Below are 24,810 nucleotides of genomic sequence, written 5' to 3' on the forward strand. Positions count from 1 at the left end.
GCGCGACACCCGCGGCTGCCGGATACGCAGGTGAAAGGCACCCCGAAACCTTGGTATTGTTGTCCATGTCGCCGCGGGGAACACCCCGCGAACGACAGACACCTAGTCCGGGTGGCGGAATGGCAGACGCGCTAGCTTGAGGTGCTAGTGCCCTTTATCGGGCGTGGGGGTTCAAGTCCCCCCTCGGACACTGAAATACGTACATATGGAGCGCGGGTCGTGACTGAAATGTCATGGCCCGCGTTCGTGCGTTGTGGCGGAGTGTGACGCCGAGATTGGTGTACAGCTTCGTCTTCCCCGGAACGGGGGTCCGGTGGATGAGGTCGCCGATCTGGCCCAGCTCTCGGACGATCTTGGTGATTTCTTCCTCCGTGAACGTCCGCCCGGCGGTGCCCGCGATCTTGGCGAGCTTCCGCTGGGCGGCTTCTTTGCGGGCTGTGGTTTCGGTAATCCAGCCTGTGACCAGGGTGGGGTCGGCGCCGGAGTCCAGGGCGGCCCGGTACTGCTTGATCTTTTTTGTCGCAGTCCTGGAGCGTACGCCTGGCTTCGATACGGTCAGGGTCGGCGACGAGTGCTTTCTGCTGGGCATCGGTCAGGGCACGCAAGGTATCGGTGAGCCGGGCGGGCTCGAAGACGGTGGCCAGCCAGGCGTCGAGGTGCGGCAGGATGGCGTCCTCGCGTACGTAGGCGGTCAGCGGGTGGTCGATGGCGCTGCTCTTGGCGTACTCGCGGGTGTACTGGCAGCGGTAGTGGGCGCGGCCGTTGTTGAAGGTGCCCTGCATCTTGCGGTTGCAGAGGTCGCAGCAGATCAAGGTGCGCAGGGCGTACGGACGGCGAGTGGGCCTGGGGCTTCGCTGTTCGGACCGGTCGCTTCGGCGCGCGCCGATCCGGGTCTGGACTTCCGTCCACGTCTTCACGGTGATGAGGGGGGACAGGTTTCTCGGACCAGATCCACTGGTCGAGGACGTTCCAGGCCATCTGGGTGCGGTGGCCGAGGGAGACGTCCCCGTCTCCGTCCGCGACCTCACCGCCTGCCCCGACGAACCGCTCTACGCCGACCCCGCCAGTCGCGACTTCTCCAGCTCCCGCACCGCCTCGGCCACCCAGGCTCGAGCCACCTGCCCCAACCTCGTCCTCCTCGGCCAAGCCACCGGATCCGGCATCCTCCTCGACACGCCGCCCGAACTCACCGACGTCGTACGCGCCACCCAGAAGATCTGCGAGAACCGCCACCACCTCCTCAAAGCCCCCGCACCCTCCACCCCCTGACCAAGGACCCGACATGCCCCGAGCCCCTTCCAAGTCCTCGTCATCCTCTTCCGCCGCACCGACGACCACCTCGAATTCGCCGTACTACGCCGCGAGGACACTGACATCTGGCAGGCCGTCGCCGGCGGCGGCGAAGACGGCGAAACCCCACCCCAGGCCGCCCGCCGCGAAACCACCGAAGAACTCGGCCTCCACCACCCGACCCCCCTCTACCCGCTCCAGACCACAGCCAGCATCCCCGCCCGCTTCTTCGCCGACCGCGACACCTGGCCCACCGGCACCTACGTCATCCCCGAGTACGCCTTCGCCACCGACCTCACCGACGCCGAGATCACCCTCTCCCACGAACACACCGCCGTGCGGTGGCTCGACTACAAGACCGCCCACACCACCCTCCGCTACGACAGCAACCAGACCGCCCTCGGCGAACTCCACGAACGCCTCCAGGCCGCCGACCTCCCCACCCCGGCCGAGTGACCCCGATGCCCACCCCCAACCACCGCACCGCGATACTCGGCCAGGGCTACGTCGGCCTCCCGCTGGCCATCCGCGCCGCACAGGCCGGCCACCACGTCATCGGCTACGAAACCGACGCCGCCCACGTAGCCCGCCTCCAGTCGGCAACGTCCCCGAGCCCCAACGTCCCCGACACCCACCTCGCCGCCGCCTTGGCAAACGGCACCTACACCCCAACCATGAATCCCTCCGACCTGACCGACTTCGACGTCGCGGTCATCGCCGTCCCCGCCCCGTTACGCGACGGCGCCCCGGACCTCGCTGCCATCAGATCCGCGGCACGCACCCTCGCCCCGTACATACGCCCCGGCTGTGCGGTGGTCCTGGAATCCACCACCTACCCCGGCACCACCGAAGAGGTCCTGAAACCCCTCCTGGAGTCCGGCTCCGGCCTCGCGGCCGGCCCGGACTTCCACCTCGGCTACAGCCCCGAACGCATCGACCCCTGCAACCGCACCTGGACCCTCCAGAACAACCCCAAGCTCGTCGCCGGCCTGGACACCCCCTCCCTGAAAGCCCTCACCGCCTTCTATCGCGACCTCGTTGACACCGTCGTCGAAGTCCCCACCCTCCGAGACGCCGAACTCGCCAAGCTCATCGAGAACACCTTCCGCTAGGTCAACATCGCCCTCGTCAACGAACTCGCCCTCCACACCCGCCACCTCGGCGCCGACATCCACACCGCCCTCGACGCCGCCGCGACAAAGCCCTTCGGCTTCATGCGCTTCACCCCCGGCCCCGGCGTGGGCGGCCACTGCCTCCCGGTCGATCCCACGTACCTCTCCTGGCAGATTCGCCACCAGACCGGCGGCCGCCTCCGCCTCGTCGAAGCAGCCGCCGGCATCAACGCCTCGATGCCCGCGTACGTCGTCCGCCGCCTCACGGAGTCACTCGCTCTCCGCGGTGTCCCGCTCAAGAACTCCCGGATCCTTCTCCTCGGCCTCGCCTACAAGCCGGACACCGCTGACACGCGAGACTCGCCGACCCTCGCTATCGCGCGCCTCTTGGCCACCGAGGGCGCCCGACTCCAGGTCGCCGACCCTCACGTCGACGACTCCATCCCGTACGTGGATCATGTCCCACTCAGGGCTGCCAACCTGGCTGGATCGGACGCCGTGGTCCTCGTCACCGACCACACCGCATTCGACCTCCAGCTCATTGAGCAGTACGCGCCCTTTGTCCTCGATTACCGAAGTTGCCTTCGCAGCGCGAACGTCGAGCGTCTCTGATCGGAATGCCGATCCGGCCGCACCTTCGTGAACCCCCGCCCCACCATGCCCCGGGCCGCACGACACGCAAGAACCTGCAGAGTGCGCTGCCCTGACCTTGCAACACTCGCGTGCGGCGCGCGACTTCGCACCTTCCCGAAGCCTCAACTCACCACCCAGGAGCAGTGATCGTACGATGATCCCGAAGCGGCTCGCGCTTCCTGACTCATCCGGGGGATGTCCGTGCAGTTCCCGCCTGGCGATGTCGTCGCCTCGTTCGGTATGTACTTCAAGTTCAAGGGGCTGGCCCAACTCCTCGAAGACCGGCACCCCGAGATTGTGTCGAGGGTCTCTGTTCCTGACAGCACGCCCATGTACGTCAAGGTCGACCTGGGGCGGGGACAGAGCGCGATCCTGGCGATCACGAAGATCGATGGGGCTCATGTCTGGATGATCGGCTCGCCCGACATGCCGATACGTCCGGTCGTCTGGCCGCTCAACGGAATGTCGGACGAGACTCTGGTCGATTCCCTGTACGCCGTCGCCTCCGCACACCTTCACAGCCGGCGTACGTCCTCCCCCTGGCGGTGGAGCGAACCCGTAGTGACTCCGATCGTCGAGCTGGCCGATCGGCTGGCCGAGCTGGGGGCGGTAGTTCACAACGTCGCGGACGCACACGGCTACTTCGTCCACCATCAGGATGGCGGGCCGAAGCTCGAAATGGTGACAACGGGTGCGCGAGCCCATCTCGACGCGACGTACGAGCGGTTCGCGTTCCGCGTGTCCCTGGACAAGAGAGCGGGATGGAGGGTGGACACCTTCGACCTCGAACTGCACTCGTGGGCGCGTCTTGTCTGGCCCATGGAGACGGACGACGGCATGTTCACCGGCGTGCCGTCGGAGGTCTCTCCGTCCGAGATGGCGCAGCTCGCCCACCATCTGACACGGCAGATCGACCACTGGGAGTGCTACGCACCCTGGAGCCCGCCCGGTCGGCTCCCGTACCGCAGCCCGGATGCGAGCTCCCCGGGGGACATCCCTCGGTTCCAGGAGGAGCTTCCCCTCGATTTCCCTGTCAGGCACGCGGAGCCAGGCGCGATCCCACCGGACCAGCTCGTTCACCGCGTTTCGGAGCAACTGTCGGCCTTCGGGATCGAAGGCGTCTCCGTTGTTGTGGACGGTGGCGATTCCCCGATCGTCTCCGGCGCCTACCACATTGTCTGGCAGGGCAAGGGAAGGGAGCTGTCGACGTCGGACGTGCAGCGGTTGAACGGTATTGCCGCAGCCGAAGAGAAGAAGCTGCTGGTGCTCAGCCGCTGCGGAGCTACGCGGCCCGCGAACCAGTTCGCGGAGAAGGCGAAGGCCTTGATCTTCCGCTGGCACTGGGAGAGCGGTGAGCTGTCGGGTGACAACGAACACGCGTCGGACCTCCTGTTCCCTCGCCTGGAGGAATTCGAGCGCTCCGTCGGCATGCGGTTCTGCTGAACAAGGCTGATGCACACGGGATTCCACGGACCGTGACGGCGGCCCGTGGGAAGGGACGACTACGACGTAAGGCAACCAGCCTCGACGAGGAAGCGGCTGGGGCGCCCCGTCCAGGAGAGGTAGAGCTCGTCCCGCGCCCGGGTGCACGCGACGAAGAGCAGGCATCGTTCGGCCATGAGGTCGGCCTCGTGCTGGAGACGGTCCACCTCGGCGGGCGTGACGGCTTTGTCGAAGGGCAGGGCGTCCGCGTCGATGCCGATCACCGCCACGCACCGGAACTCCAGCCCTTTGAAGGAGTGCATGGTGCCGATGCGTACGCGGTCCACGTCACCCGTGGTGTCGGCCCGCAACTTCATAGCCGGGACACCGGCGGCCGTCAGATGGGCAATAGCCCGTTCCACATCCCTGTTGAAGCGTGTGGTGACCCCGATGTCGCCGGGGGAGATACCCGCTGCCGTCCACCGGCGTACGCGATCAGCGAGCGCGTCAAGTTCGGCCGAATCCGTGGCCGCGGCGTGCTGTACCGGGCCGGTCCCGTGGAGCGCCGACCGGTAGCCGACCAGCGTTTCGTTCCGGGAGTCGTCAGCGAGCTGGCTGAAGGGGCGACCGGCGAGGAGGGCCGTGGACCAGCTGAGGATCTCGTGGGTGGAGCGGTAGTTTTTGCGCATCTTGGTGGAGCGGCCGGCGACCTTGATGCCGAGAGCACGCAGCGACACTTTGGAGTCGTAGATCCGCTGGTGAGGGTCGCCCGCGATGAAGAGGTCGTCGGGCCGTTCGGGGGCGGCGGCGCGGAGCAGCCTCCACTGGGCGGGGTGCAGGTCCTGGGCCTCGTCCACGACGATGTGCCGGTACGGTGGCGCACTTGCCGCGAGCAGATCGGCGGCTTCCGCGCACGTCCCCAGGTAGGTACGCAGCCGGTCGGCGGAGAGCCGGTCGATGAACTCCTGGACGGTGCGCCACACCAGCGCACGGGCGGCGACCGGCAGGCGGCTGCCGCGTCCCGGCCGGTCGGCGGCCTCGTACGCCTCGAGGCTCCGCAGGTTCTGGGCGAGGATGACGTGCTTGTACTCCTGGGCGAGGAACCGCGGCGTGCCGGTGAACCCGGTTGCCCGCGCGGCCTGCTGCCAGCGGGACTCCTCCTCGCTGCCCCGCAGCGGACGGCGGGAGGTGGAGACCACACGTCCGGCGAAGGCGTCGACGGTGCTGATGTCCACGCGGCTGCGCAGTTCCTCATCGTGCACGAGGGCAGCGAGGCCGGCCCGGAGGGCGGTGACGAGGGCGTTGGTGTACGTGGTGAGGAGGATGCGCTCGCCGTCACGGAGGTGGCGGAGCAGGTGGCGTACGCGGTGCAGGGCGACGACGGTCTTGCCGGTGCCTGGGCCGCCGGTGACCTGGGCGGAGCCGGAGTAGCTGGCCCGGTAGGCGACCTTGTGCTGGGAAGGGTGGAGGAAGATCCGCCAGGCGGCGAAGGGCTTGTCGAGAATGTCGCGGAGCTCGTCGGAGTCGGCGACGACGGCGATGCGGGTCGGGGTGCGGTGGATCGCGGTGGCGTAGTCGCTGGTGTCGGCCGTGCCCGCGCTGCCCGTTGCCGGGTCGCCCGCAGCTGCCTCGGCCGCCGCGAGGTTGACCGCGACGACCTCTTGCCAGACCTGCTGCACCGGGAACCCGGCAGCCAGGTACTCGAGCACCTCCCGCTGGTCGGCCGGGAAGAACGGGGCGAAAACCTCCAGCTGTTCGGCGCTGGTGAGGGCCCGTGCCTGGCGCAGGGTGGTGCCGTCGATTCCGAGCGCGGCCAGATCTCCGTCGGAGACCTTGCCGAAGAGCCGCTGCTCGGGCTCGGTGCCCCGGGCGAGGTGCTCGTAGGCGGGGGTCAGTTCCTCCAGCATGGCGATGTCGCGGATCTCGACGGCGCGGGTGACCGTGTTGATGGTCGCCTTCTGCTTGACCGCCCAGGCGATTGCCTTGTCGTGGGGCATGACCCGCAGCAGTACGAACATGTCGCCGCTGTCGGGCGCGAGGACGACCCCGCGGGTTCCCTGGTCGATGCGAATGGTTCGGATGTGCGGGTCGCGGGCCCTTTTCAGCGATTCCAGTTTCAGGCCGGGATCCTTGAACAGTTGCTCCAGGGTGAGCCGTTCGAACTTCTCCCAGGCGTTGAAAACACCTTCTCTGACCGTGCCCTGGAGTTTGCCGAGCTGGGCGCAGAAGCCGATGTCGAAGGCGAGCCGTGGCATGGGTGGGGACTCTCCGGTCGGTGGGAGCGGGACGCGCGGGCGGCGGCGCGCGATGGGCATGGGCCTGAGCGGCCCGGACCGTCAGGGGACGGGACCGTCGTCCTCGAGGCGCCGGATCACCGAGAGCGCTTCGGCGACCTCGGCGGTCATCTCGTCGTCCTCCCCGTACACCACGCACAGGTCGGCGTGGAGCGGCTCCAGGACAGCGCGGGCATCCGGGGCCCGGCCCTGTGCGAGGAGCAGCATGCCGATGTCGCGGCGCAGGTCGAGGGCTTCCTCGCTGGCGTCACCGTCGATGGTGCGGACGAGGCCGAGTACGTCGCTGAGGGTGGCGAGCGCCTCGGTGACCTGACCGAGTTCGCCACGGCAGCGGGCAGCCTGGGCGCGGCAGGCGCGGGCCTGTTCTCCGGTGGGTCCTTCGGTACGGGCATAGGCGTCGGTGAGTTGGTCGAACTCGGGCAGGGCGGCCCGGTAGTCGCCTCCCAGAAGCCAGATCGCGGCCCGGAAGCTGCGCAGGTCGAGTACCCGCTTGTTATCCGCACCGAGCGCTTGCGCGGCCGGCTGCACTACCTCGCCGATCACCTCGGCGGCCTGTGCGAACCGCTCCTCCTCCAGGAGCAGGTTCGCATGATCCCGAGCCTCCTTGATCGCCTGGCGTACGGAATCCGGAACCGGCGCGGGCACGACAGCTGGCACGGACGCCGTGGGCGTCGCCTGTGCGGAGGGAGTCCGGGCGCGGGCACGTGGCGCGTACGGTCGGCGGAAGATCCCGGTCGGGTCGGGGGCTCCGGCCCAGTCGCCGAGTTCGGTGGGGGTGGGCCCGTCCTCACCGGGCTGCGGAAGGAACGGCCGCAGCCGCTCGTACACCTCCTGCACGTCGGCCGGCCGTGCCTCGGGCGCCTTGCGCAGCAGGTGCAGGACCAACTCTTCCAACGCGGCGGGCACCTCGGCCCGCAGCTCCCGCAGCGGAGTGGGCGCGGCACTGACCTGCTGGTACATCAGCGAGAACTCACTGTCACCGGTGAACACGACGCGCCCGCTGAGTAGTTCGTGCAGCACGCAGCCGAGCGCGTACAGATCGGTCTGCGGTGTGATGCGTCCGTTGCGCACCTGCTCCGGCGCCATGTACTGGTACGTACCGATGGGTGTCCCGGTCGCCGTCAGCTTGGTGACGTCGGTGCGCAGAATGGCGGCGATGCCGAAGTCGAGCACCTTCACGGTCCCGTCGCGGGCGATGAGGATGTTCCCCGGCTTCAGGTCCCGGTGAATCACCGGGACCTCGTGCGCATACGACAGAACAGTGGCGACCTGGGCCGCCATCGCGACCGCCCAGCCGATCGGCAGCAGCGGCCGGTTCGGCCCCGTCCAGCGGCTCAGTGGCACCCCGTCGACCAGTTCCATCACCAGGAACAGCCGCTCGTAACTGTCGTCGAGCACGGCGTCGTACACCTGCGGCACCCCGGGGTGCTGGATCCGCGCGGTGATCCTGGCCTCCCGCCGGAACCGCTTGGCGAACTCCACCGCCAGCTCCGCCGACGTCACCGACTGCTGCCGGATCAGCTTGACGGCGACCGGCCGGTCGAGCACCGCGTCGTAGCCACGCCACACGGTGCCCATGCCGCCCTCGTCGAGCTGCTCGCGCAATTCGTACCGGCCGGCGATCGGCGGCTGCTCGTGGTGGTCGTCGTGGCCCTGTTCCTGTGGCACCTTGCCCCCGTCGTGGCTGCGCTGCGTACGGTCACGGTCGGAATGATTCTCCCGGCTGCCGTGATCTTCCGTCCAGCGAGACCGGGAAAGGGGGCGTCCGGTTCCCGTAGGCGCGGACCGTACGGGAACCAGCGCCGGTAGCGCACCCATGTGGCCTCGCCTGAGGATCCGTTGACGCAGCATGTGGGCCCGCATAGAGCACCCTCGTGTGTACGGCGGGCCCACCCGCATCCGAACCCGTACGGACCTACTCGTCCATGTCCGCCTCCTGGCGGATCATCTTCCAGGCGGCCCGCCGTGCGCTGCGATCCAGGTTCGACTTGAAGCTGCGGTCCGGAGCGAAGTACCTGCGGCCCATGCCGGTGATCGTCTCGATGTGGTCGCCCATCTTCTCCTCGAAGACCTTGTCGAAGACCTTGCCGAAGTTGTCCTCGTCGTTGACGACGGCCGCGGCCCGCACCTTCGGGTCGGCCTTCGCCTCCTCGAAGGGACGCGCGAGGTCCGCCTCGGTGAACTCGGTCCCGAACTTCGCGTTGAACTTGTCGATCAACTCGGAGAGCAGCGACGTCTCCTGCTCCTTCGCACCGCCCGTGCCCTCCCCGAAGCCGGGCAGCGTAGCCGCGCCCTCCGCGGTCAGCGACTTGTCGTGCTCACCGGTCTTCTCCACTCGCAGGTGGCTGAGGTCGACGGCCCCTATGTCCACGCCGCCGTCACTGCGGCCGCGCAACCGCGTGAGCAGGAAACGTCCGTACAGGTGCAGCCGCTCCAAGTCGCCGTCCCGATACGGCACGATCTGCGCCAGGAACCCGTACTTGCGGACGTAGTCGTTGAGGTCGGCGCGGAAGTCCTCGGCCGTCTCGACGTCCTCCTCCACCTCGTCGTTGTCACGCAGCTGCTCGTAGCGTGCGACGGCAGGCGAGAGCAGCCGGTACAGCTCGGCGTGCAGCTTCTCCCACTTGGCCTGCGAGCCGGCCGCCTTCTCCTTCGCATCGAGGAACGCGGCGGCGAACTCGTCCATCTCGCTCTCGGAGATGATCGGCGCGGCCATGACCCTGCTCTGCGCGGTGTAGAGCAGGTTCGGGTCGGAGGGCAGCGTGGTCGCTTCCTCGAAGTACGGGCGGAACGCCTCCTGGATGTCGTCGGCGTCGTTCACGAAGTCGAGCACGGCCAGGTCGGCCTGGCTCTTCCGCTCGGCGGTCCGGTTCAGCCGGGACAGCGTCTGGACGGCGGAGATCCCGGACAGCTTCTTGTTCACGTACATCGTGGTCAGCAGCGGCTGGTCGAAGCCGGTCTGGTACTTCTCGGCCACGACCAGGATCTTGTACTCCTGCTGGCCCCGGCCGCCCGCCTTCACCGCCTTGTCGTCGGCCCTGGTGTACTCGAACGCCTTCGGTAGTGCGCTCTCCGCGAGCTCGCCGTTCTCCTGCGACTCGGTGCGCTCCTCACCGTCCAGGGTGACGGAACCGGAGTACGCGACCAGGACACCGAGATCCGGGTACTTGGTGTCGTACTCGCGGTCCGCGATGTAGCTCTTGATCGCGCGTGCGGTATCGGCCGCGGACTGCCGCGACGAGGTCACCACCATCGCCTTGGCGCGCCCGCCGAGCCGCCCGCGCGTGTGCGCCACGAAGTGCTCCACGATCACCTGCGCGTGCTGGGAGACAGTCGTCTCGTGCGTCAGCGCGTAGCGCGCGAGCAGCGCGTTCGCCTTGCTCGGGTCGACTTCCTTCTCGTCCGGATTCTGGTTCACCAGCTTCCAGTACGTGTTGTACGTGACGTAGTTGCGCAGCGGGTCGAGGATGAACCCTTCCTCGATGGCCTGGCGCATCGAGTACGTGTGGAAGGGCTTGTACGTGGCCTCGCCGCCGGTGTCGTCGATCGTCCCGAAGAGCTCGAGGGTCTTGGCCTTGGGGGTGGCGGTGAAGGCGAAGTAGGAGATGTTGGGCGCCATGGCCCGCTCCTCGGCGCGCTGAGTAAGCGCCTCCTCCAGGGTTTCCGGCTTCCTGCGCCGGGCCTTGGCCGTGCCGGCGCCCTCGTCGTCAGAGTCCGAGTCGAGGCCGAGATCCCGCAGGACCTCGCGTACGGAGGTAGCGGCGTCGCCGGACTGCGAGGAGTGCGCCTCGTCGACGATGATCGCGAAGGTGGTGCCCTGGATCTCGGTCGGGTTGCGCTTGAGGTAGTCGACGAGGGCCGGGAAGGAGTGCAGGGTGACTGTGACGATCTTACCGGTGTCGCGGGAGAGCGCACGGGCGAGCTGTTCGCTCTTCGCGCCGTGCTTCTCGTCGATCTTCACGACCAGTCCGTCGGTGAGGCTGAAGCTGCCGACTGTCTCGCGGAGCTGGGAGTCCAGGTTGCGGCGGTCGGTGATCACGATGGTCTTGTCGAAGACCGGTTTGCCCGGCTTGATGTAACCGCCGGTCAGCGCCTCAGTGTTGAGGGCACGCGGGTCGATCGGGGCGTGCAGGTCGGACAGCCGGTGGGCGAGCCAGCCGATGGTGTTGGACTTGCCGGAACCGGCCGAGGCCATGATCAGGTAGTTGTGCCCGGTGCCGTTCTTCGCCGCGTGTGCGGTGAGCTTCTTGACGACGTCCCACTGGTGGTACCGGGGGAAGATCGTGGAGCGGGTGTGGCCGCCGCCGGGCGTCTTCTCCTTCTTCTGGTGGACGTAACGCTGCAGCAGATCCAGCCAGTTGTCGCGCTCCCAGACCTGTTCCCACAGGTAGGAGGTGGCGTACTGGCCGAAGGCGGTGGGGGCGGGGTTGCCAGCTCCACCGGGGCGGCCGGGGCCGTCCGAGCCGGTGTTGAAGGGCAGGAAGCGGGTGTTCTTGCCCTTGAGCTGGGTGGCGACGAAGACCAGGTCGGGGTCGACGGCGAAGTTCGCGATGGAACGGTGCCGGAAGATCGGCTCGGTGGGGTCGCGGTCGGTGCGGTACTGCTCCTTGGCGTGCTCGACGCCCTGACCGGTGAGCGGGTTCTTCAGCTCGGCGGTGGCGAGGGGGATCCCGTTGAGGAAGAGCGTGAGGTCGAGCCGGTTGTCCCAGTCGGCCTGCTTGGTGGCGTACCGCAGCTCGCGGACGACGGTCAGACGGTTGGCCCGGTAGCCGTCGAGCACCGAGTCGTCGGCGACGAGGTTCGGCCGGAAGTACGCGACGTACAGCTTCACGCCCCGGTCCTTGAGGCCCTTGCGGAGTACGGTGAGCAGCCCCTCCTCGGCGATCGCCTTGTCGAGGCGGCGGGCGAAGCCGGCCTGGGCCTCGTTGACGTCGCCGCCGTAGACGTTGACGAGCTGGTGCCACTCGTCGGCCTGGGTGGCGCCGATGAACGTGAACAGCTCGTTGGTGTCCAGCCCGATGTCGGCGCTGTAGTCCTCGGGCTGTGCCTCGCGCCAGCCGCGTTCGAGCATCGAGGCGACTATGGCGTCGCCGAAGGCGGATTCGGTGTGGATCGCTGCGGCCATGGCTTACTTGTCTCCCCGTTTGCCAGTGATGAGGTAGTTCACGTCTCTGCAGAACTTGTCGAAGGAGGGCGAGTTCCGGCGGGCCATCTCCATGTCGAAGACCTCGGCGAGCGCCGCCTGGTCCGCGTTCGGTTTGTAGGGCTGACCGTCGGTACGGTGATGGGTGAGCCAGCCCTTGCAGTCCCGGCGGGTCTCGCAGTCGGCAGGTACGGCGAGATCGTGGGCAAGCTCTCGGTGTCCGCCGAGTGAAGGCGCGGCAGCGATGAACCACGCCTCGAACTCACGGTTCGCGAGCACCACGGAGACCCTCCGGTCCGGCCTCGCCGCCTTCGCGCGCCGAAGAAGCTCAGGGCCCAGGCCGGCCGGGCAGTCGTCGTCCGCGTCGATCACGACCAGGACCCCGCCCGGTGCCTGGGCGGGAACACGGCGGGCGACCTCATCGACCGCGGACTCGATACCGCCGGCCTTGACCAGGTGACCGCGTCCGATACGGTGCGGCTTGCGTACATGGGCATCCCAGATCTCCGCCTCGTATGCGAGACGCCGGAGCAGCGTGGGCAAGGCTGACAGTTCTCCCTCGCCTTCGACGACGGAACCGATGGTCACCCGTTCACTCATCGCGACCCCCACCGGACTCCTGGGCGTCACTGGTGAGTTCGGGCTCCAACTGGTCCGACCGCAGCAGGTCTTCGATCGTGGAGAGCCCGTCGGTGATGATGCCGCGGCTGATGCCGTCGAGTGGACCGATCACCGTCGCTCCGTCCTGAGACGCGACCATCTTCACCGCGTCGAGGTCGGCCTCCTTACGGTCGAAGAGCTGACTGCTCTGGCTGGTTCCCAGGACCTGCACGTGGTTGCTCGCCTCGGTGAGCGCGTCGTACAGGGCTCCGGCGGCCATCGGGTGCAGACCCAGTTCGGGCTCTTCCACGGCGACGAGGCGGATCCTGCCGTCGCGGGCGCGAGGCTGGAAGAGCGCGGCGAGCAGGCCGATCGCGCGGATGGTTCCGTCGGACATGGACTCGGCCCGAAAGGTTCGGGAAGGCTGTCCAGCGGCTGGCGCCAGGGTCATCTGAGCGGCGACGTAATCACCGGCACCTGAGGTCGGCGACGGCTCCACGCTGGTGAGGCCGGGGACGATGGCCGCCATGTAGGCGTCGATCCGCCTGCGTACGACCGGGTCCAGCTGGCTCAGTGTGGCACCGAGGTTGCCGCCGTCCTCGGACATGAGCGCGTTGGTGGTGAGCGGCCTGGGCTCCCGAAGCGCGGCCAGGGCCGGATCGTAGAAGAACATGCCCGCGAGGCCGCGGTGGAGGGCGGCGTACACGGGACGGGTGCCGGCACTGGGCAGGTACAGGCTGTCCGTCTCGACCAAGCCCGTGACCCCGTTCATGTTGGGTGAACTCGGGAACTCGGAGTCCCTGACGAACTCTGCGGTGCGCGAGAAGCGGGCGGCCCGGCTTCCGTCCGGGGCGGTGAGCTCGCAGTCCTCGGTGTGGACGAACAGTTCTTCCTGCACCCCGTCCTCCGGCCCGGACGGCTCCGGCCCGTACCCGATGTCGAACGAGTAGGTTCCGTCCAAGTACGCGAGCGTTCCGCTCGCCTGCCTGCCTGGAACAGCAGAGGCAGGCAGGCGGACGCCTACGGTGATCCGGCATAGATCCGCCGGTTCCGGGTCCCGCCGCAAGACATTCAGGAGCCCGCCACGCGCGTCCACGGCCGGACCGAGCCCAGACGCGAGCGCGTCCCGTACGAAACGGAGAGCGTCCAGGAAGTTGGACTTCCCGGCCGCGTTCAGTCCGAGCAGCACGTTGAAGGCACCGAGCGACACGTCGCACGAGGCGATGGACTTGAAGTTCTCGATACGGACACGGGTGACGAACGGGGCGGCGGGTGCGGTGTCGCTCATGACCCGTCAACTCCTCGACCGGAGGCGGTGGAGACGTCGAACTGGCCGGTTACGGCGGCGGTGATGAGGGCCTGACGGCGTTCGTTGAGCAGTGCCACCTGGCGGCTCACCTTGTCCGCGAGATTGTCGATCTTGGCATTCTGGTGGCGGATCGAGGCAACGATCTCGATTTGCTCATCCAGAGGCGGCAGTGGGATGCGCAGCATTTGGAGATCTGGAACATAGATCGTCTTATGGGTGGACCCCATAGCCAGCCGACCCAGCAGATCGGAGCGCATGGCGCGAAGGCACCACAGGAGGTAGTACGGGTTCAGGAGCGGACCGCACGTCCAGGTCACGAAGTCCTGGCTCGTGGCCATATCCAGCCCCATGACTCCGGAATATCCTGCGGACGCGGTGCGGCAGAGGAACACAGTTCCTACCGGATGTAGCTCGGCCGAGGAATTCGCGATACCCAATTCGCTGATTTTTTCACGGGTTTCGTGAAGGTCTTCCAGGCGGTCGTCTCGGACCTGCTTTACTTCGCCGGTTGTGATCCAAGGGATCGTGCAGCCTGTCCACCACTCCGGGTGCGACCGGCTTGGTGTGTGGCCACTACCCATGCGGGAAACGAGCCCGACACTCACTTCTTTCCAGGTGTCTGGAATGCTTTCCATCCAGGCGAGCGTGGAGGCGCGGCGCTCAGGGACTGCGCTTCCTGAGACCGCATGGAAAACACCGGCACTGCGCCGCTCAGAAAGGCGGTCGAGGACCCGTGCTTCGGCATTCAGGAGGCTGTCGATGCGGGCGGTCTCGGCGTCGAGGAAGTCGGCGATGCGGCGCTGTTCCAGGGGGGCCGGAAAGGGAATCTTTAGATCGCGCACCTGGCCATCACTAACGAACGGCAGAGGTGCAGACCCTGAAAGCTCTCCGAGATCAATGGTGGAGAGTGCGTACATCCAGAATCTCTGATCTCCAGCCTGGGGCACGACCGCCATCAAGTTGTTATCCATAGCCGATGCTTGCGTAAGCATTCTGCGAGGATTCTTAAGCAGGGCGGCTCCGACTTTCGGAAAAACTGTGGAGCCCGCAGGTGCCACACGTGCGCCAAGCGAGACGCTTTCCCTGCGGCTTACCCAGTTCCGCGCTCCCACCAATCGGTAGCCTTGGCGCTGAGTATTCAGGTCGGACACTTTAATGAACGGGACTTCTCCAGAATCATTGCCTTGATATTCGTGGGGAAATCCGACTCCGCTGATAATGCGTGCAACGCGACCCAACTTCACAGTTGGAAAAAGGGTGGTCATTCGGTCACCTCGCCCAGCAGGGCCTGGATCTCCGACTCCAGCGCCTTCAATTCCGCGTCGATCTCCGCCAGTGGCCTCGGCGGTTCGTACACGTAGAAGTGGCGTGTGAACGGGATCTCGTAGCCGATCTTCGTTTTGGTGTGGTCGATCCAGGCGTCCGGGACGTGGGGGTGGACCTCACGGGTCAGGTAGGTCTCGACGTCGTCGTCCAGGGGGACGTTTTCGTAGTCGCGGAGGTCGGGGTCCGGTTCCTTGGCATGGCCCTTCAGCTTCTGGACTTCGCCCTCGGGGTCGCGGACCCCGATCGCGTCGCGGAGCGCCTTCTTGAAGGTGACGCCCTTGGGGAGGGCCAGGCCGCCTTCGGCGGCTGCGGTGGTGAAAGCGACCTGGGCTTCGGAGAAGGTGGGCCAGGTCTGGCCGAGGAGGGAACTCAACGCATCGTTGAACGGCTGGAGTTCCGCGTCCACTAGCTTCGCGAGTTCGGCGGCCTCGTCGTCGGTGAGCTTGCGCCGGCCCGCGACCTTCTTCGCCGTCTCCGGGAGGGACTTGAGTGCCACGTCCTCGGCCTGCTTCTGCATCGGCTTCGAGACGAGCAGAGCAGACAGGGTCTCGTCCGTCAGCTCGAAGCGGAGCTTCAAGGGGCGTTCAACCGTGATGCGCTGGTAGCCGAAGGCCGTGTTGTCGAAGACCTTGACCTTCGCGTGCATCGCGTGGGACGGGTCGGCCGCTGCCGTGATCGCCTCGCCGTACAGCTTCGTGATGTCGGCGATGTGGTTCGGCTTGCCGTTCTCGCCGTCGCCGAGTTCCTTGCGCTTGTCGCCCAGGGACTTGCGCATCTTCACCCACTGGTCGCGGGCGTCCAACAGCACGACCTTGCCCTTGTGTTCCGGCGACTTCCGGTTCGTCAGGATCCAGAAGTACGTCGAGATGCCCGTGTTGTAGAAGAGCTGGTCGGGGAGGGCGACGATCGCCTCCAGCCAGTCGTTCTCCAGGATCCAGCGGCGGATCTCGGACTCGCCCGAGCCGGCCGCGCCCGTGAACAGCGGGGAGCCGTTGAAGACGATGGCGACGCGGGAGCCGCCGCCCCCGTTTACGTCCACCGGCTTCATCTTGGACAGCATGTGCTGGAGGAAGAGGAGCGAGCCGTCGTTGATGCGCGGGAGGCCCGCGCCGAAGCGGCCCGCGTCGCCCATCGACTTGTGTTCGTACTCGACCTCGTCCTTGACCTTCTTCCACTCCACGCCGAAGGGCGGGTTGGCGAGGATGTAGTCGAACTTCTCGCGCTTGTGGCCGTCGTCGGAGAAGGAGTTGCCGTAGGCGATGTGCTCCGGGTCCTGGCCCTTGATCATGAGGTCGGAACGGCAGATGGCCCAGGACTCGGGGTTGAGCTCCTGGCCGTAGACCTCGACCGTCGCGTCCTCGTTGAACCCGTGGACCTGCTCCTCGACCGCGCTCAGCATGCCGCCCGTGCCGCAGGCCGGGTCGAGCACGGTGCGGACGACACCGGGCATGGTCAGCGCGTCGCCGTCGGGGGCGATCAGCAGGTTGACCATGAGGTTGATGACCTCACGCGGGGTGAAGTGCTCACCGGCCGTCTCGTTGGACTGTTCCGCGAAGCGGCGGATCAGCTCCTCGAAGATGTAGCCCATGTTGTGGTTGGGAACCTTCTCGGGGCGCAGGTCGAGGTCGGTGAACTTGCCGATGACCTGGTAGAGAAGGTTCGCGTCGTCCAGCTTCTTGATCTGCTGGTTGAACTCGTACTTGTCGAGGACCTCGCGGGCGTTGTCGGAGAAGGCGCCGACGTACTTCGTCAGGAGCTGCCCCGCGTTCGACGCGTCGCCCGCGATGTCGCGCAGCGTGTACGTGCTGGTGTTGTAAAAGGAGTGGCCGGCGGCGCGGCGCAGGAAGTGACCGGTGTCGATGTCCTGGCCCTTGAAGCGCTCTACGGTCTCGTTGACCTTCTCGCGGGTCGGCTCCAGGACGCATTCGAGGCGGCGCAGGACGGTGAACGGCAGGATCACCTTGCCGTAGTCCGACTGCTTGTAGTCGCCGCGCAGGAGATCGGCGACGGACCAGGCGTGATTGGCCAGGGCCGTGTGGATGGCGCTGTTCAACGGGGTCCTTTCCCTGCGTCACCCGCGAGTGCCGGGCGGCGGCTGTTGATGTCTGTCGTCGTGGACCACGTCATGAACGGGGTCACTGACGTTGTCGGTGTGGTCAGTGTGGTCGAAGTGCGGGGCGGCGGAGGCACTATCCGGCCGGATAGTGCTGGTCGCGTCGGGGGTCCGGGGCCCACTCCTATGGGGATGCAGGCCCCTCCGGTGGAAGCAGTGCGCCGGTAGCAAGTGCTCCGCTCATGAAATCGCTTGCTTGGGAAGCGAGTTCTGCGGCCCGGGTACCTGCGATCCGCAGCTCGTACAGGTGCCGGAAGACTTTGCCGTAACGGCGTTGCTCGGCCAGCGGGAGCAGAGGTACGCGTAGCTGGTTCGCGTCGATACGGAGGGTTGTGGAGCCGACGGCGGCGGCGCGGACGTTGCCGCCCGCGGAGAGGAAGCCGCCGAGGAACCATGGATCGAGGCGGGCCGGGTCAGGCCGGAAGAGACGGAGGTGCGGGCCGAGGAGGTTGCCCTCGTCCTCCTCGTCCGCGACCCGGAAGGGAACGGGGCCGGAACCCGTACGGTCCTGCACGACGAGCGGGATGAGGATGTCGCCGGCCGATACGCGTACTGCTGTCTCCAGGTTCTCGTCGGGGGCAGGCTCCGAAGCGCGGGCACCGGTGGCTACGTCTCGCGCCTTCAGCATCAGGTTTGTGAAATGGGCAGTCTTGCCGCTGCCTGCGGTGACGTGCGCCCCGGTCGATGTGCTCGCCAACCCTCGGCTCGTCCTCTGCTTGAAAGGCGCGCTCGTGTACGTGGCCAGCGCACCGCCCCTGGACAGGTCGGCCACGGTCGCCGTGCGCCAGGCGCGTACCTCTTCCCCGGCTGGGGCCGGTTCGCCCAGGGCGGTGAGTGAAGCGGTCAGCCTCTGTGCGGCATCGGCCAGTCGGTTCCGCAGGCCGGTGGCCGTCGCCGCCGCTTCCGAAGGGACGACGACCGTGCCGGAGTTCACGTGCCGGGACGGCGTTAGGTCCACGCGCTCGTCGAGGAGGTCGACGAACGGGACCGCGCGTGCGACCCCTGGCACCGCCTCGAAACGGTCCGGGGCCTTGGCGTAGGCGTCCCAATGAGTGAGGACTGCCTTTGGAGGCTCGGTCGGCTCAGGTGCCCGCATCACTGCGGCCTGCGCGTCGACGAACAGGACGGACTGCGCCTCCGGCGGCTGCGGCGAGGGACGCTGAAGTACCCAGAGCTGAAGCCTCACGCTGGTGAAGGTGGTCAGCCCGCCGGGCAACTCCACCACCGCGCGCAGTGCGCCGGTACGCACCAGTTCGGCGCGCACCCGCCGTCCCGACCCGCTGAAGGCTGGGCTGGGCGGCATCAGGAGGACAGCGCCGCCGCCGGGCCGGACGTGGGCCAACGCGTGCTGAACCCAGGCGAGTTCGGAGTCCATGCGGCTGGGGACACCGAAGGCCCATCGCGAGTCGTAGGCGAGCTCGTCGTGACCCCAGTCGCGGTCACCGTACGGCGGGGCGCACAGGACACCGTCGACGGTCAGCCCCGGATACGCGTCAGCACGCAGGGAGTCGCCGGCCCTGACAGAGGTGTGCGCCCCAGCGGCGGCGATCCGCAGCTGGACAGCGGCCCGCCGGGCCTGGACGGGTGCGATGTCCTGGCCGTACAACTCGGTTGCTCCGGCGGTGGCAGCAGCGGCCAGGAGGGAGCCGCTGCCGCAGGCGGGATCGAGGACCCGGGTGGGGGCCGTCGCATCGCTGACGGCTGCGAGCAGGGCAGCCATCAGTTCGGGCAGTGGGGCAGGAGTGGCGTACGAACCTGTGGCCTTGGAGTCGGTCAGCTCGCGCTGGGCCAGAGCATCCAGAGTGGACGCGCCAGTCCCGCCGGACGTGAGCTCGGAGTCCACGCAGGCGGTGACTGCTCGGAGCAGTTCCGCGGCATCGGGGCCGTATACGTCCGGGCCCGCGTCCGGCTCAGGTGCTTCGACAGCGGCCAAGGTCGTGCTCACGGCCGCGGACGCCTGCTCGGCGAGAGCCGCGTCCGGCAGGCCGGACCAGGTGGCGCGCTGTTCCGCCCCTGCCTCCACCGCCGCGAGCACGAACGGGATCAACCGCGAGGCGGTCGCACCCCCCGACGGACCCTGGCGCAGCAGGTTCCGCAGCTCCTCCGCCGGGTCGGTCTCCGCCGTGTAACCACGGCCGGCCAGCCACTCGCGGACCGCTTTCACCTCGTACAACGGACTGCTGTCCGAGCCGCCGGTCGGCGCGGGGAAGTCCTCGTGGCGACGGCGCCAGTTGCTCACCGTGGCACGGGTGACTCCCGCCAGCCGTGAGATCTCGGCGGCGGTGACCAGGGTGGATGACGTGGGCATCGAAGTCTTCCTTGCGGCGGGACGAGGCAGGACGGCCACGAGGGCTGAAAGCAGCTTACACCTCAGACAGACCTAAACGAGTGGATTGACAGTGCTTTCACTGTCGTGCTCTTCTGGTTGAGCTTTCGCCGCTCGGAGTCCTTCGGCGGCGTTCATCCGCACGTCCAGACACGAACCGAGGTGCCCCATGTCCGCTTCAGCGCCCGCCGCCCCTTCCTTCGCCTTCCCGTCCGCCACCGCCGAAGGCATCCAGCTGACCGTCATTCCCGTCCGCAACGACGCGGTGATCGGCGCGATGTCCCTGCTCACGCTGCTCCAGCTGGTCCCCGACCCGAAGAAGGAGGAGAGCAAGCAGGCCCTGAAGTACGCCTCCGGGGCCGCCCGCCGCCACGCCGAACTGCGCGCCCTCGTCCAGCGCACCCTCACCACCCAGAAGGGCAAGAACGTCACGACGTACGCCGCGTACATCGCCTCCGGCATCAGCGGGAAGAACGGCGCCGCCTGGTCCCTGCCGCCCGTCACGCTCTGGCTCGACGGCATGCCCGCCGCGATCGGCGCGGAACTGGTCGACCGCACCGGGATCTGCCCCCTGACGCTCACCCCGGGCTCCTCGATCGTCGCCATCGACGGCGAGACCCAGGTCACCGCCTGGCACCTGCTCCACGACGACCCCGAGCGCTTCGGGATCACGTATGCCGACCTCGGCCAGGTCCGTATCCCCTTCGAGCTGTACTTCGGGCTCTCCGTCGCCGACGCCCGGCAGATCTTCTACGACCGCAACGTCGAGGGCGTGCCGGTCGCGAAGAACCTCGCCATGTCCATGGACCAGCGCGACCTGGGCACGCAGATCACCCACCGGGTCGCGGACGCGGTCCGGGTCGAGGATGCCGACGGGAAGATCATCCCGTTCTCGAAGCTGGTGCAGGCACGCAAGCGGCAGCTCAGCAAGTCCGACCCCGAGGTCGTCCTCCTCTCCGCCCTTCGCGTTCTCGTCATCACCGCCCTGCACGGCCGTCCGGGCCTCGCCCTCACCTCCGCCACGATCCACGACGGCAAGCTCCCCGACGGTGTCGACGCCGACCAGGTTCAGCGTGAGCTCGTACCCCTGCTCACTCGGCTGATCAGCCACCTGTACCCGCACTTCGCGGCCCGCGACGCGGTCACCACCCCTGCGGTCCTCGCCGGCCTCGGTATCGCCGCGCACCAGGCCGTGAGCTGGGCAGGCGACGCCCACGGCCGCCTGAGCGCTGACGAACTGCTCCGGCTTCTCGACTCCGTCCGCTTCGAGCGCGACGCCCGCTACTGGGACGGCGTCGCCGCCAGCGCCAACGCCGCCGGAACCCTCAACTTCGGCGGCGGCGCCAAGGACGCCGGGGGCCGGGTCGCTGACGCACTGCTCCGGCCCGACAGCGAGTACGGGCGCAAGATCCGCGGCTGGTGAGCCCTTGGAAGCCGGGGCTGGGGCAGTGCCGGCCCCAGCTCCGTGGGCCAACTGCATCAGAGCCCCGGGCCTTGGACGATGAAGTCCGCTCCAGCCACCCCGGTGCCCAAGAGGTGGCAAAATAGATCGCGGCCTACAACCATCTGCACCCTGGTGAAGTCAGAAACTTGAGCGCCTTCGCCCCGGCTCGACAGGTCCGCGCTCCCCACACCTCCGACGCTGTCCGAGCCGAGATCGAGGAGTAACAGTCAGCATGCCGAAGCGTGCCCGGCGAAGGGCTGTCCTCTTGGCCGAGCAACGGTCGGTCGACCACGCCTACGAGTGTCTGGAGCAGACCCGGCAGGAGGCCACGGACCTCAAAGCGGTGAGTGCTGCCGCGAGCGGCAAAGACGCGATCGACGTGAACCAGGCCTGGCAGCGCGAACTGGAAGCCCTGGATCTCGGCGGAAATGCTCTGGTGTTTCTCCGCGCGGATGTGACCGAGACGACAGACGGCGAACGCGAGACGTACTACATCGGGCGCCGTACCGTCCGCGATGCGGAACGTAACAGGGTGGTCCTCTCGTGGACCGCGCCGGCGGCGATCAGGTGGCGGCTGACCGACGCGAAGGATCCTGGCGAGGTCGCGTTGCTGCGCCAGCTCGTCTGCCAGACCCGCAAGGTCAAGCGCTACCTCGATCTTCATGGGGCCGAACCCGACCGCGAACCCTCGGTCGATGACGCAGAGCAGGCGGCGGCCCCGGTGGATGAGACGGCTGCCGAATCCGACGAATTCGGGTGGCACGACCACCTCCTCGAAGAGCTCGGGCGCGCCCGCGACGGCGCCATGCACGACATCGTCGAGACGATCCAGCGTGAGCAGTTGCTCCTGGTCGCGGAGAAACCGGAAGGCGTGCTGGTCGTCCAGGGCGGGCCCGGCACCGGCAAAACCGCCGTCGCCATGCACCGGGTGCGATGGCTCCTCGACAATCAGCACACGACGGTGGGCGACCTGCTCGTCGTGGGCCCGAATCGCGGCTTCCTGGAGTACGTGGGATCCGCGCTCGGCGAATTGGGCGCCAATGGTGTCAGCCTGCTGGAACTGCCCGCTCTCTGGTCAGGGGCCGGCGCTCCCCGCGACATACACAATGTGGCGGCGGTCAAGTCCGGCCCGGGGATGGAAGAGGTTCTCCGGCGAGCAGTCGATCAGCAGGTCACCACCGATCCCGAACGTCTCGCTGCCGTCGTGGGCGGTCCGGAGTTCACCTTCGAACTCCGCAACCGTGAGGTCTCCATATCCGTGGCCGAACTGGCCGAGACCGCAGCACACACCCTCGCCGGCAGTAGCCCGTACCAGGTTCGGCGAGAACGCTTCCGTCAGCAGATGGTGCAGCGCCTCACCGACGCGTACATCGCGCTTCTGCCCGGACCTGCCGATATCGACTACTTCGAAGTCGTACTCGGTCTGAAACCCGTCACGCGCCTCCTCCGGCGCATCGCCCCCGAGCTGACCGCCGCCGGCGTGTACCGAAGGCTGCTCACCGACACGAGCGCGCTCGCCTCGGCCGCCGGTGGCACCCTTTCTGCTGAGGAGCAGTCTCTTCTCCGTGACCAGGGCGGGGGCGCCCGAGGTGGGGCGCAGCAGTTCAGCCTCGAGGACCTGGTGTGCCTGGACGAACTGGAGCACATCCTGACCGGTCGGCCGGACCGGACGTACGGGCACATCGTCATCGACGAAGCCCAGGACCTCACGCCCATGCAGGCCCGGTCACTGGCCCGTCGTTGCCCGAGCGGGGCCATGACGGTCGTGGGCGATCTCGCTCAGGCCACCGGGCCGGTGCCGTACGAGAACTGGGACCAGCTGGGTGGGCTCCTTGCCCGACGAAACGGCTGGAGGCTGGCCGAGCTGCGTACAGGCTTCCGCGTCCCCGGCGAAGTGATGGAGTTCGTACGCCTTCTGGGAGAGCACTGCGCTCCGGGTGTCACCGCCCCGGACTCCGTCCGGCAGGCAGGCACCGAAGTGGCCGTCATGGAAGACGCTGACCCTGTGGGACGAGCGGTCATGTACGCGGTGGAACAGGCGGCGGACGATCCCCGGCGCACGGTGGCGGTGATCGTACCGGCGGACGGGGAGTGGCGAGAGAAGGCGGCAGCCGCGGTCAGCGGATACGGGGAGATATCGGTCCTGACACCGGAGGAAGCGAAGGGGCTGGAGTTCGACCACGTTGCCGTTGTGGAACCCACTGCGGTCGCGGACAGCGACCCGGCCGGCCCATGCCACCTGTACGTCGCCCTGACCCGATGTACCCAGAGCCTCGCGGTCACCCACCGCAGTCCGCTGCCGGTGTGGCTCGGTGGTCCCGCCACCGTGCCCGGCCCATCGCCGAAACAGCTGGTCGGACGTCTCCAGGAACGCACTGCGGCCGTGCGGCCTGGCACCTGTAGCCGGTTCCATGCGGACGGCACCCGTTGCGTCAACGGCGCCGACCATGCTGACGGCTGGTGCCGCCAGCCAGAATGCGGGGGCTTCCGGACGGCCGAACCCATGTCGCCGGGCAAGGCGGGCTACCTCTCGGCGCCCCGGGACGCGGAGAGCGACCATCGGCTGGAGCTCGTACCCGACGACATCGCTCTCACGCGTATCGAGTCCTCCGCCTGTGCCGCTTTCACCGCGCGACACGGGGGCGACCGTGCCGAGGCAGCCGTCGAACTCCACTCGATGCTGCGTCCCTTCCTCGCGGAAGGGAAACACCACCGGACCAAGAACACGTGGTACCTGGATCTCGACGGATACCGCCTGGTCCTGGATCCGGGAAGCAGGGCCGTCATCGGATACCACAGTGGGCACCCTGAACGAAGTTATTCCCAGTTCACCGCAGGTGTCCCTTCGCGCGTGGGGAAGGAAGCACGCGCTGCTCGCCGGTCCGCGTTGACCAGGCCATGGACAGAGCCGGGCACTCCCCTTGATGAAGCCGCCGCACGAGGGATACCGGTGGCAGGTATCCACCTCGCTCGTAGTGCCTGTCAGGGGTACGAGCGGATCCACCGCCTCCGAGTCGATCCGGACGACTCCTTCCTCCAGCGACTCCGTGAGGACCTCGCTTCGGACCTGGGTACCGGCACGATTCACCGGGTCGGCAATCGGATGGTCGTCGACGGCGAACGAAATCAGTGGATCATGCGGGCGGACGGCGAGGCCCTGCTCTCCGTACGCCAAGCCGGAGCCGAGATCGACTGGGATCCCGCCACCCGGGCCACGTGCATTTCCCAGCCCACCAACGGAAGCGACATGTCCCTAATGAGCACCCAAGGTCTCGCGGAAGTTCCTGATCCCGGGAAGAGTCTCCTGGCCTTGCCTCTGTCCGGGCTGGAGGCCTTGGTCTCGGTACGCGAGCAGAGCGCCCGGGCCGATCGATCACACGAAGGTCTCCGTCATCGTCTGCTTGGCGAACTCTTCGAGCTGGACGGCGATGTCGGCCATGACGGTTACGTCGACGCCTGGCACCTGGGCCCCGAAGGACTCACGCTCTTTGAAGCCGTGGCGACGGAATCCTGCATGTACACGGATCTCCGTGAGGCCGCACTGCATCTGCTGGAGAGCGCGGCTCTACGTCAAGGTGGGCAGCCCGAGTATCTGGTCGCCGTACTGCGGGACGCGCCGGCCGAACCATGGGCGGTCGACGCCGTACGACAGGCTTTCGGGGTGGAGGTCGCCTGGCGTGACCGGGGCGGCTGGGGAGGGCCGGGCGCTCGCCGCATCATCGGTGCAGGGACTGAGCAGGATGCTGATCGTTGAGATTTCGGCGCCGCCCGCCGTGGCGCGCGGGGGTACGTGAGACG

15 protein-coding genes, 1 tRNA gene and 1 pseudogene are annotated in these 24,810 nt (G+C 67.6%); 8 read left to right on the plus strand and 9 right to left on the minus strand.

Going from position 1 to position 24,810, the window contains the following annotated elements:
* Positions 1–105 precede the first annotated feature (105 nt).
* A tRNA-Leu gene (locus tag V2W30_RS33245) sits at positions 106–190 on the plus strand.
* On the opposite strand, the gene V2W30_RS33250 is transcribed toward V2W30_RS33245, so the two are convergent.
* On the minus strand, positions 155–589 hold the full coding sequence (locus tag V2W30_RS33250) for a hypothetical protein (protein WP_338702281.1): 435 nt from the start codon (positions 587–589) through the stop codon (positions 155–157). The genes V2W30_RS33245 and V2W30_RS33250 overlap by 36 nt on opposite strands.
* Before the next feature lie 398 nt (positions 590–987).
* Here V2W30_RS33250 and V2W30_RS33255 point away from each other — a divergent pair, with 398 nt between their 5' ends.
* The 5 genes and pseudogenes from V2W30_RS33255 (at position 988) to V2W30_RS33275 (ending at position 4,478) form a co-directional block, all read left to right on the plus strand.
* The gene (locus V2W30_RS33255; protein WP_338702283.1) at positions 988–1,269 is read left to right on the plus strand and encodes a hypothetical protein; all 282 of its coding nucleotides are present in this window, start codon (positions 988–990) and stop codon (positions 1,267–1,269) included.
* A 42-nt stretch (positions 1,270–1,311) separates the two neighbouring features.
* Positions 1,312–1,599 (plus strand): annotated as a pseudogene (locus V2W30_RS33260) (NUDIX domain-containing protein); the annotation flags it as partial.
* Between the two features lie 152 nt (positions 1,600–1,751).
* A complete protein-coding gene (locus tag V2W30_RS33265; protein ID WP_338702285.1) occupies positions 1,752–2,402 on the plus strand; it encodes a nucleotide sugar dehydrogenase in 651 nt (216 codons plus the stop codon).
* Positions 2,403–2,408: 6 nt separating this feature from the next.
* Complete coding sequence (locus tag V2W30_RS33270; protein WP_338703857.1) at positions 2,409–3,014, plus strand: UDP binding domain-containing protein; 606 nt, start codon at positions 2,409–2,411, stop codon at positions 3,012–3,014.
* 216 nt (positions 3,015–3,230) lie between these two features.
* Positions 3,231–4,478, plus strand: coding sequence for a hypothetical protein (locus V2W30_RS33275; RefSeq protein ID WP_338702287.1), 1,248 nt, complete (start codon positions 3,231–3,233; stop codon positions 4,476–4,478).
* A gap of 59 nt (positions 4,479–4,537) precedes the next feature.
* Here the strand turns inward: V2W30_RS33275 and V2W30_RS33280 are convergent, their stop codons facing one another.
* From V2W30_RS33280 to V2W30_RS33315, 8 genes are all read right to left on the minus strand, one after another.
* Positions 4,538–6,712, minus strand: coding sequence for a UvrD-helicase domain-containing protein (locus V2W30_RS33280; RefSeq protein ID WP_338702288.1), 2,175 nt, complete (start codon positions 6,710–6,712; stop codon positions 4,538–4,540).
* Between the two features lie 81 nt (positions 6,713–6,793).
* The gene (locus V2W30_RS33285) at positions 6,794–8,419 is read right to left on the minus strand and encodes a protein kinase domain-containing protein (protein ID WP_425244629.1); all 1,626 of its coding nucleotides are present in this window, start codon (positions 8,417–8,419) and stop codon (positions 6,794–6,796) included.
* 247 nt (positions 8,420–8,666) lie between these two features.
* A complete protein-coding gene (locus V2W30_RS33290; RefSeq protein WP_338702289.1) occupies positions 8,667–11,876 on the minus strand; it encodes a type I restriction endonuclease subunit R in 3,210 nt (1,069 codons plus the stop codon).
* Between the two features lie 3 nt (positions 11,877–11,879).
* Entirely contained in the window at positions 11,880–12,494 is a 615-nt protein-coding gene (locus tag V2W30_RS33295; RefSeq protein ID WP_338702290.1) for a DUF4276 family protein, read from the minus strand.
* The gene (locus tag V2W30_RS33300; protein WP_338702291.1) at positions 12,487–13,782 is read right to left on the minus strand and encodes an AAA family ATPase; all 1,296 of its coding nucleotides are present in this window, start codon (positions 13,780–13,782) and stop codon (positions 12,487–12,489) included. Before V2W30_RS33300 ends, V2W30_RS33295 begins: the two co-directional genes overlap by 8 nt.
* Complete coding sequence (locus V2W30_RS33305) at positions 13,779–15,068, minus strand: restriction endonuclease subunit S (protein ID WP_338702292.1); 1,290 nt, start codon at positions 15,066–15,068, stop codon at positions 13,779–13,781. Before V2W30_RS33305 ends, V2W30_RS33300 begins: the two co-directional genes overlap by 4 nt.
* Positions 15,065–17,182, minus strand: coding sequence for a class I SAM-dependent DNA methyltransferase (locus V2W30_RS33310; RefSeq protein WP_338702293.1), 2,118 nt, complete (start codon positions 17,180–17,182; stop codon positions 15,065–15,067). The genes V2W30_RS33305 and V2W30_RS33310 overlap by 4 nt, the downstream gene beginning before the upstream one ends.
* Positions 17,183–17,366: 184 nt before the next feature.
* The gene (locus tag V2W30_RS33315) at positions 17,367–19,550 is read right to left on the minus strand and encodes an N-6 DNA methylase (RefSeq protein WP_338702294.1); all 2,184 of its coding nucleotides are present in this window, start codon (positions 19,548–19,550) and stop codon (positions 17,367–17,369) included.
* 187 nt (positions 19,551–19,737) lie between these two features.
* On the opposite strand from V2W30_RS33315, the gene V2W30_RS33320 reads away from it, so the two are divergent.
* On the plus strand, positions 19,738–20,991 hold the full coding sequence (locus tag V2W30_RS33320) for a DNA sulfur modification protein DndB (RefSeq protein WP_338702295.1): 1,254 nt from the start codon (positions 19,738–19,740) through the stop codon (positions 20,989–20,991).
* A 253-nt stretch (positions 20,992–21,244) separates the two neighbouring features.
* The gene (locus V2W30_RS33325; RefSeq protein WP_338702296.1) at positions 21,245–24,766 is read left to right on the plus strand and encodes a HelD family protein; all 3,522 of its coding nucleotides are present in this window, start codon (positions 21,245–21,247) and stop codon (positions 24,764–24,766) included.
* Positions 24,767–24,810: the final 44 nt, after the last annotated feature.

The organism is Streptomyces sp. Q6, assembly GCF_036967205.1.
Lineage (GTDB): Bacteria > Actinomycetota > Actinomycetes > Streptomycetales > Streptomycetaceae > Streptomyces > Streptomyces citrinus.

Coding starts and splice junctions, on each gene's coding strand:
- V2W30_RS33250 (WP_338702281.1), bottom strand. CDS start 589: ATGCCCAGCAGAAAGCACTCGTCGCCGACCCTGACCGTATCGAAGCCA.
- V2W30_RS33265 (WP_338702285.1), top strand. CDS start 1,752: ATGCCCACCCCCAACCACCGCACCGCGATACTCGGCCAGGGCTACGTC.
- V2W30_RS33275 (WP_338702287.1), top strand. CDS start 3,231: ATGTCCGTGCAGTTCCCGCCTGGCGATGTCGTCGCCTCGTTCGGTATG.
- V2W30_RS33280 (WP_338702288.1), bottom strand. CDS start 6,712: ATGCCACGGCTCGCCTTCGACATCGGCTTCTGCGCCCAGCTCGGCAAA.
- V2W30_RS33290 (WP_338702289.1), bottom strand. CDS start 11,876: ATGGCCGCAGCGATCCACACCGAATCCGCCTTCGGCGACGCCATAGTC.
- V2W30_RS33295 (WP_338702290.1), bottom strand. CDS start 12,494: ATGAGTGAACGGGTGACCATCGGTTCCGTCGTCGAAGGCGAGGGAGAA.
- V2W30_RS33300 (WP_338702291.1), bottom strand. CDS start 13,782: ATGAGCGACACCGCACCCGCCGCCCCGTTCGTCACCCGTGTCCGTATC.
- V2W30_RS33305 (WP_338702292.1), bottom strand. CDS start 15,068: ATGACCACCCTTTTTCCAACTGTGAAGTTGGGTCGCGTTGCACGCATT.
- V2W30_RS33315 (WP_338702294.1), bottom strand. CDS start 19,550: ATGCCCACGTCATCCACCCTGGTCACCGCCGCCGAGATCTCACGGCTG.
- V2W30_RS33320 (WP_338702295.1), top strand. CDS start 19,738: ATGTCCGCTTCAGCGCCCGCCGCCCCTTCCTTCGCCTTCCCGTCCGCC.
- V2W30_RS33325 (WP_338702296.1), top strand. CDS start 21,245: ATGCCGAAGCGTGCCCGGCGAAGGGCTGTCCTCTTGGCCGAGCAACGG.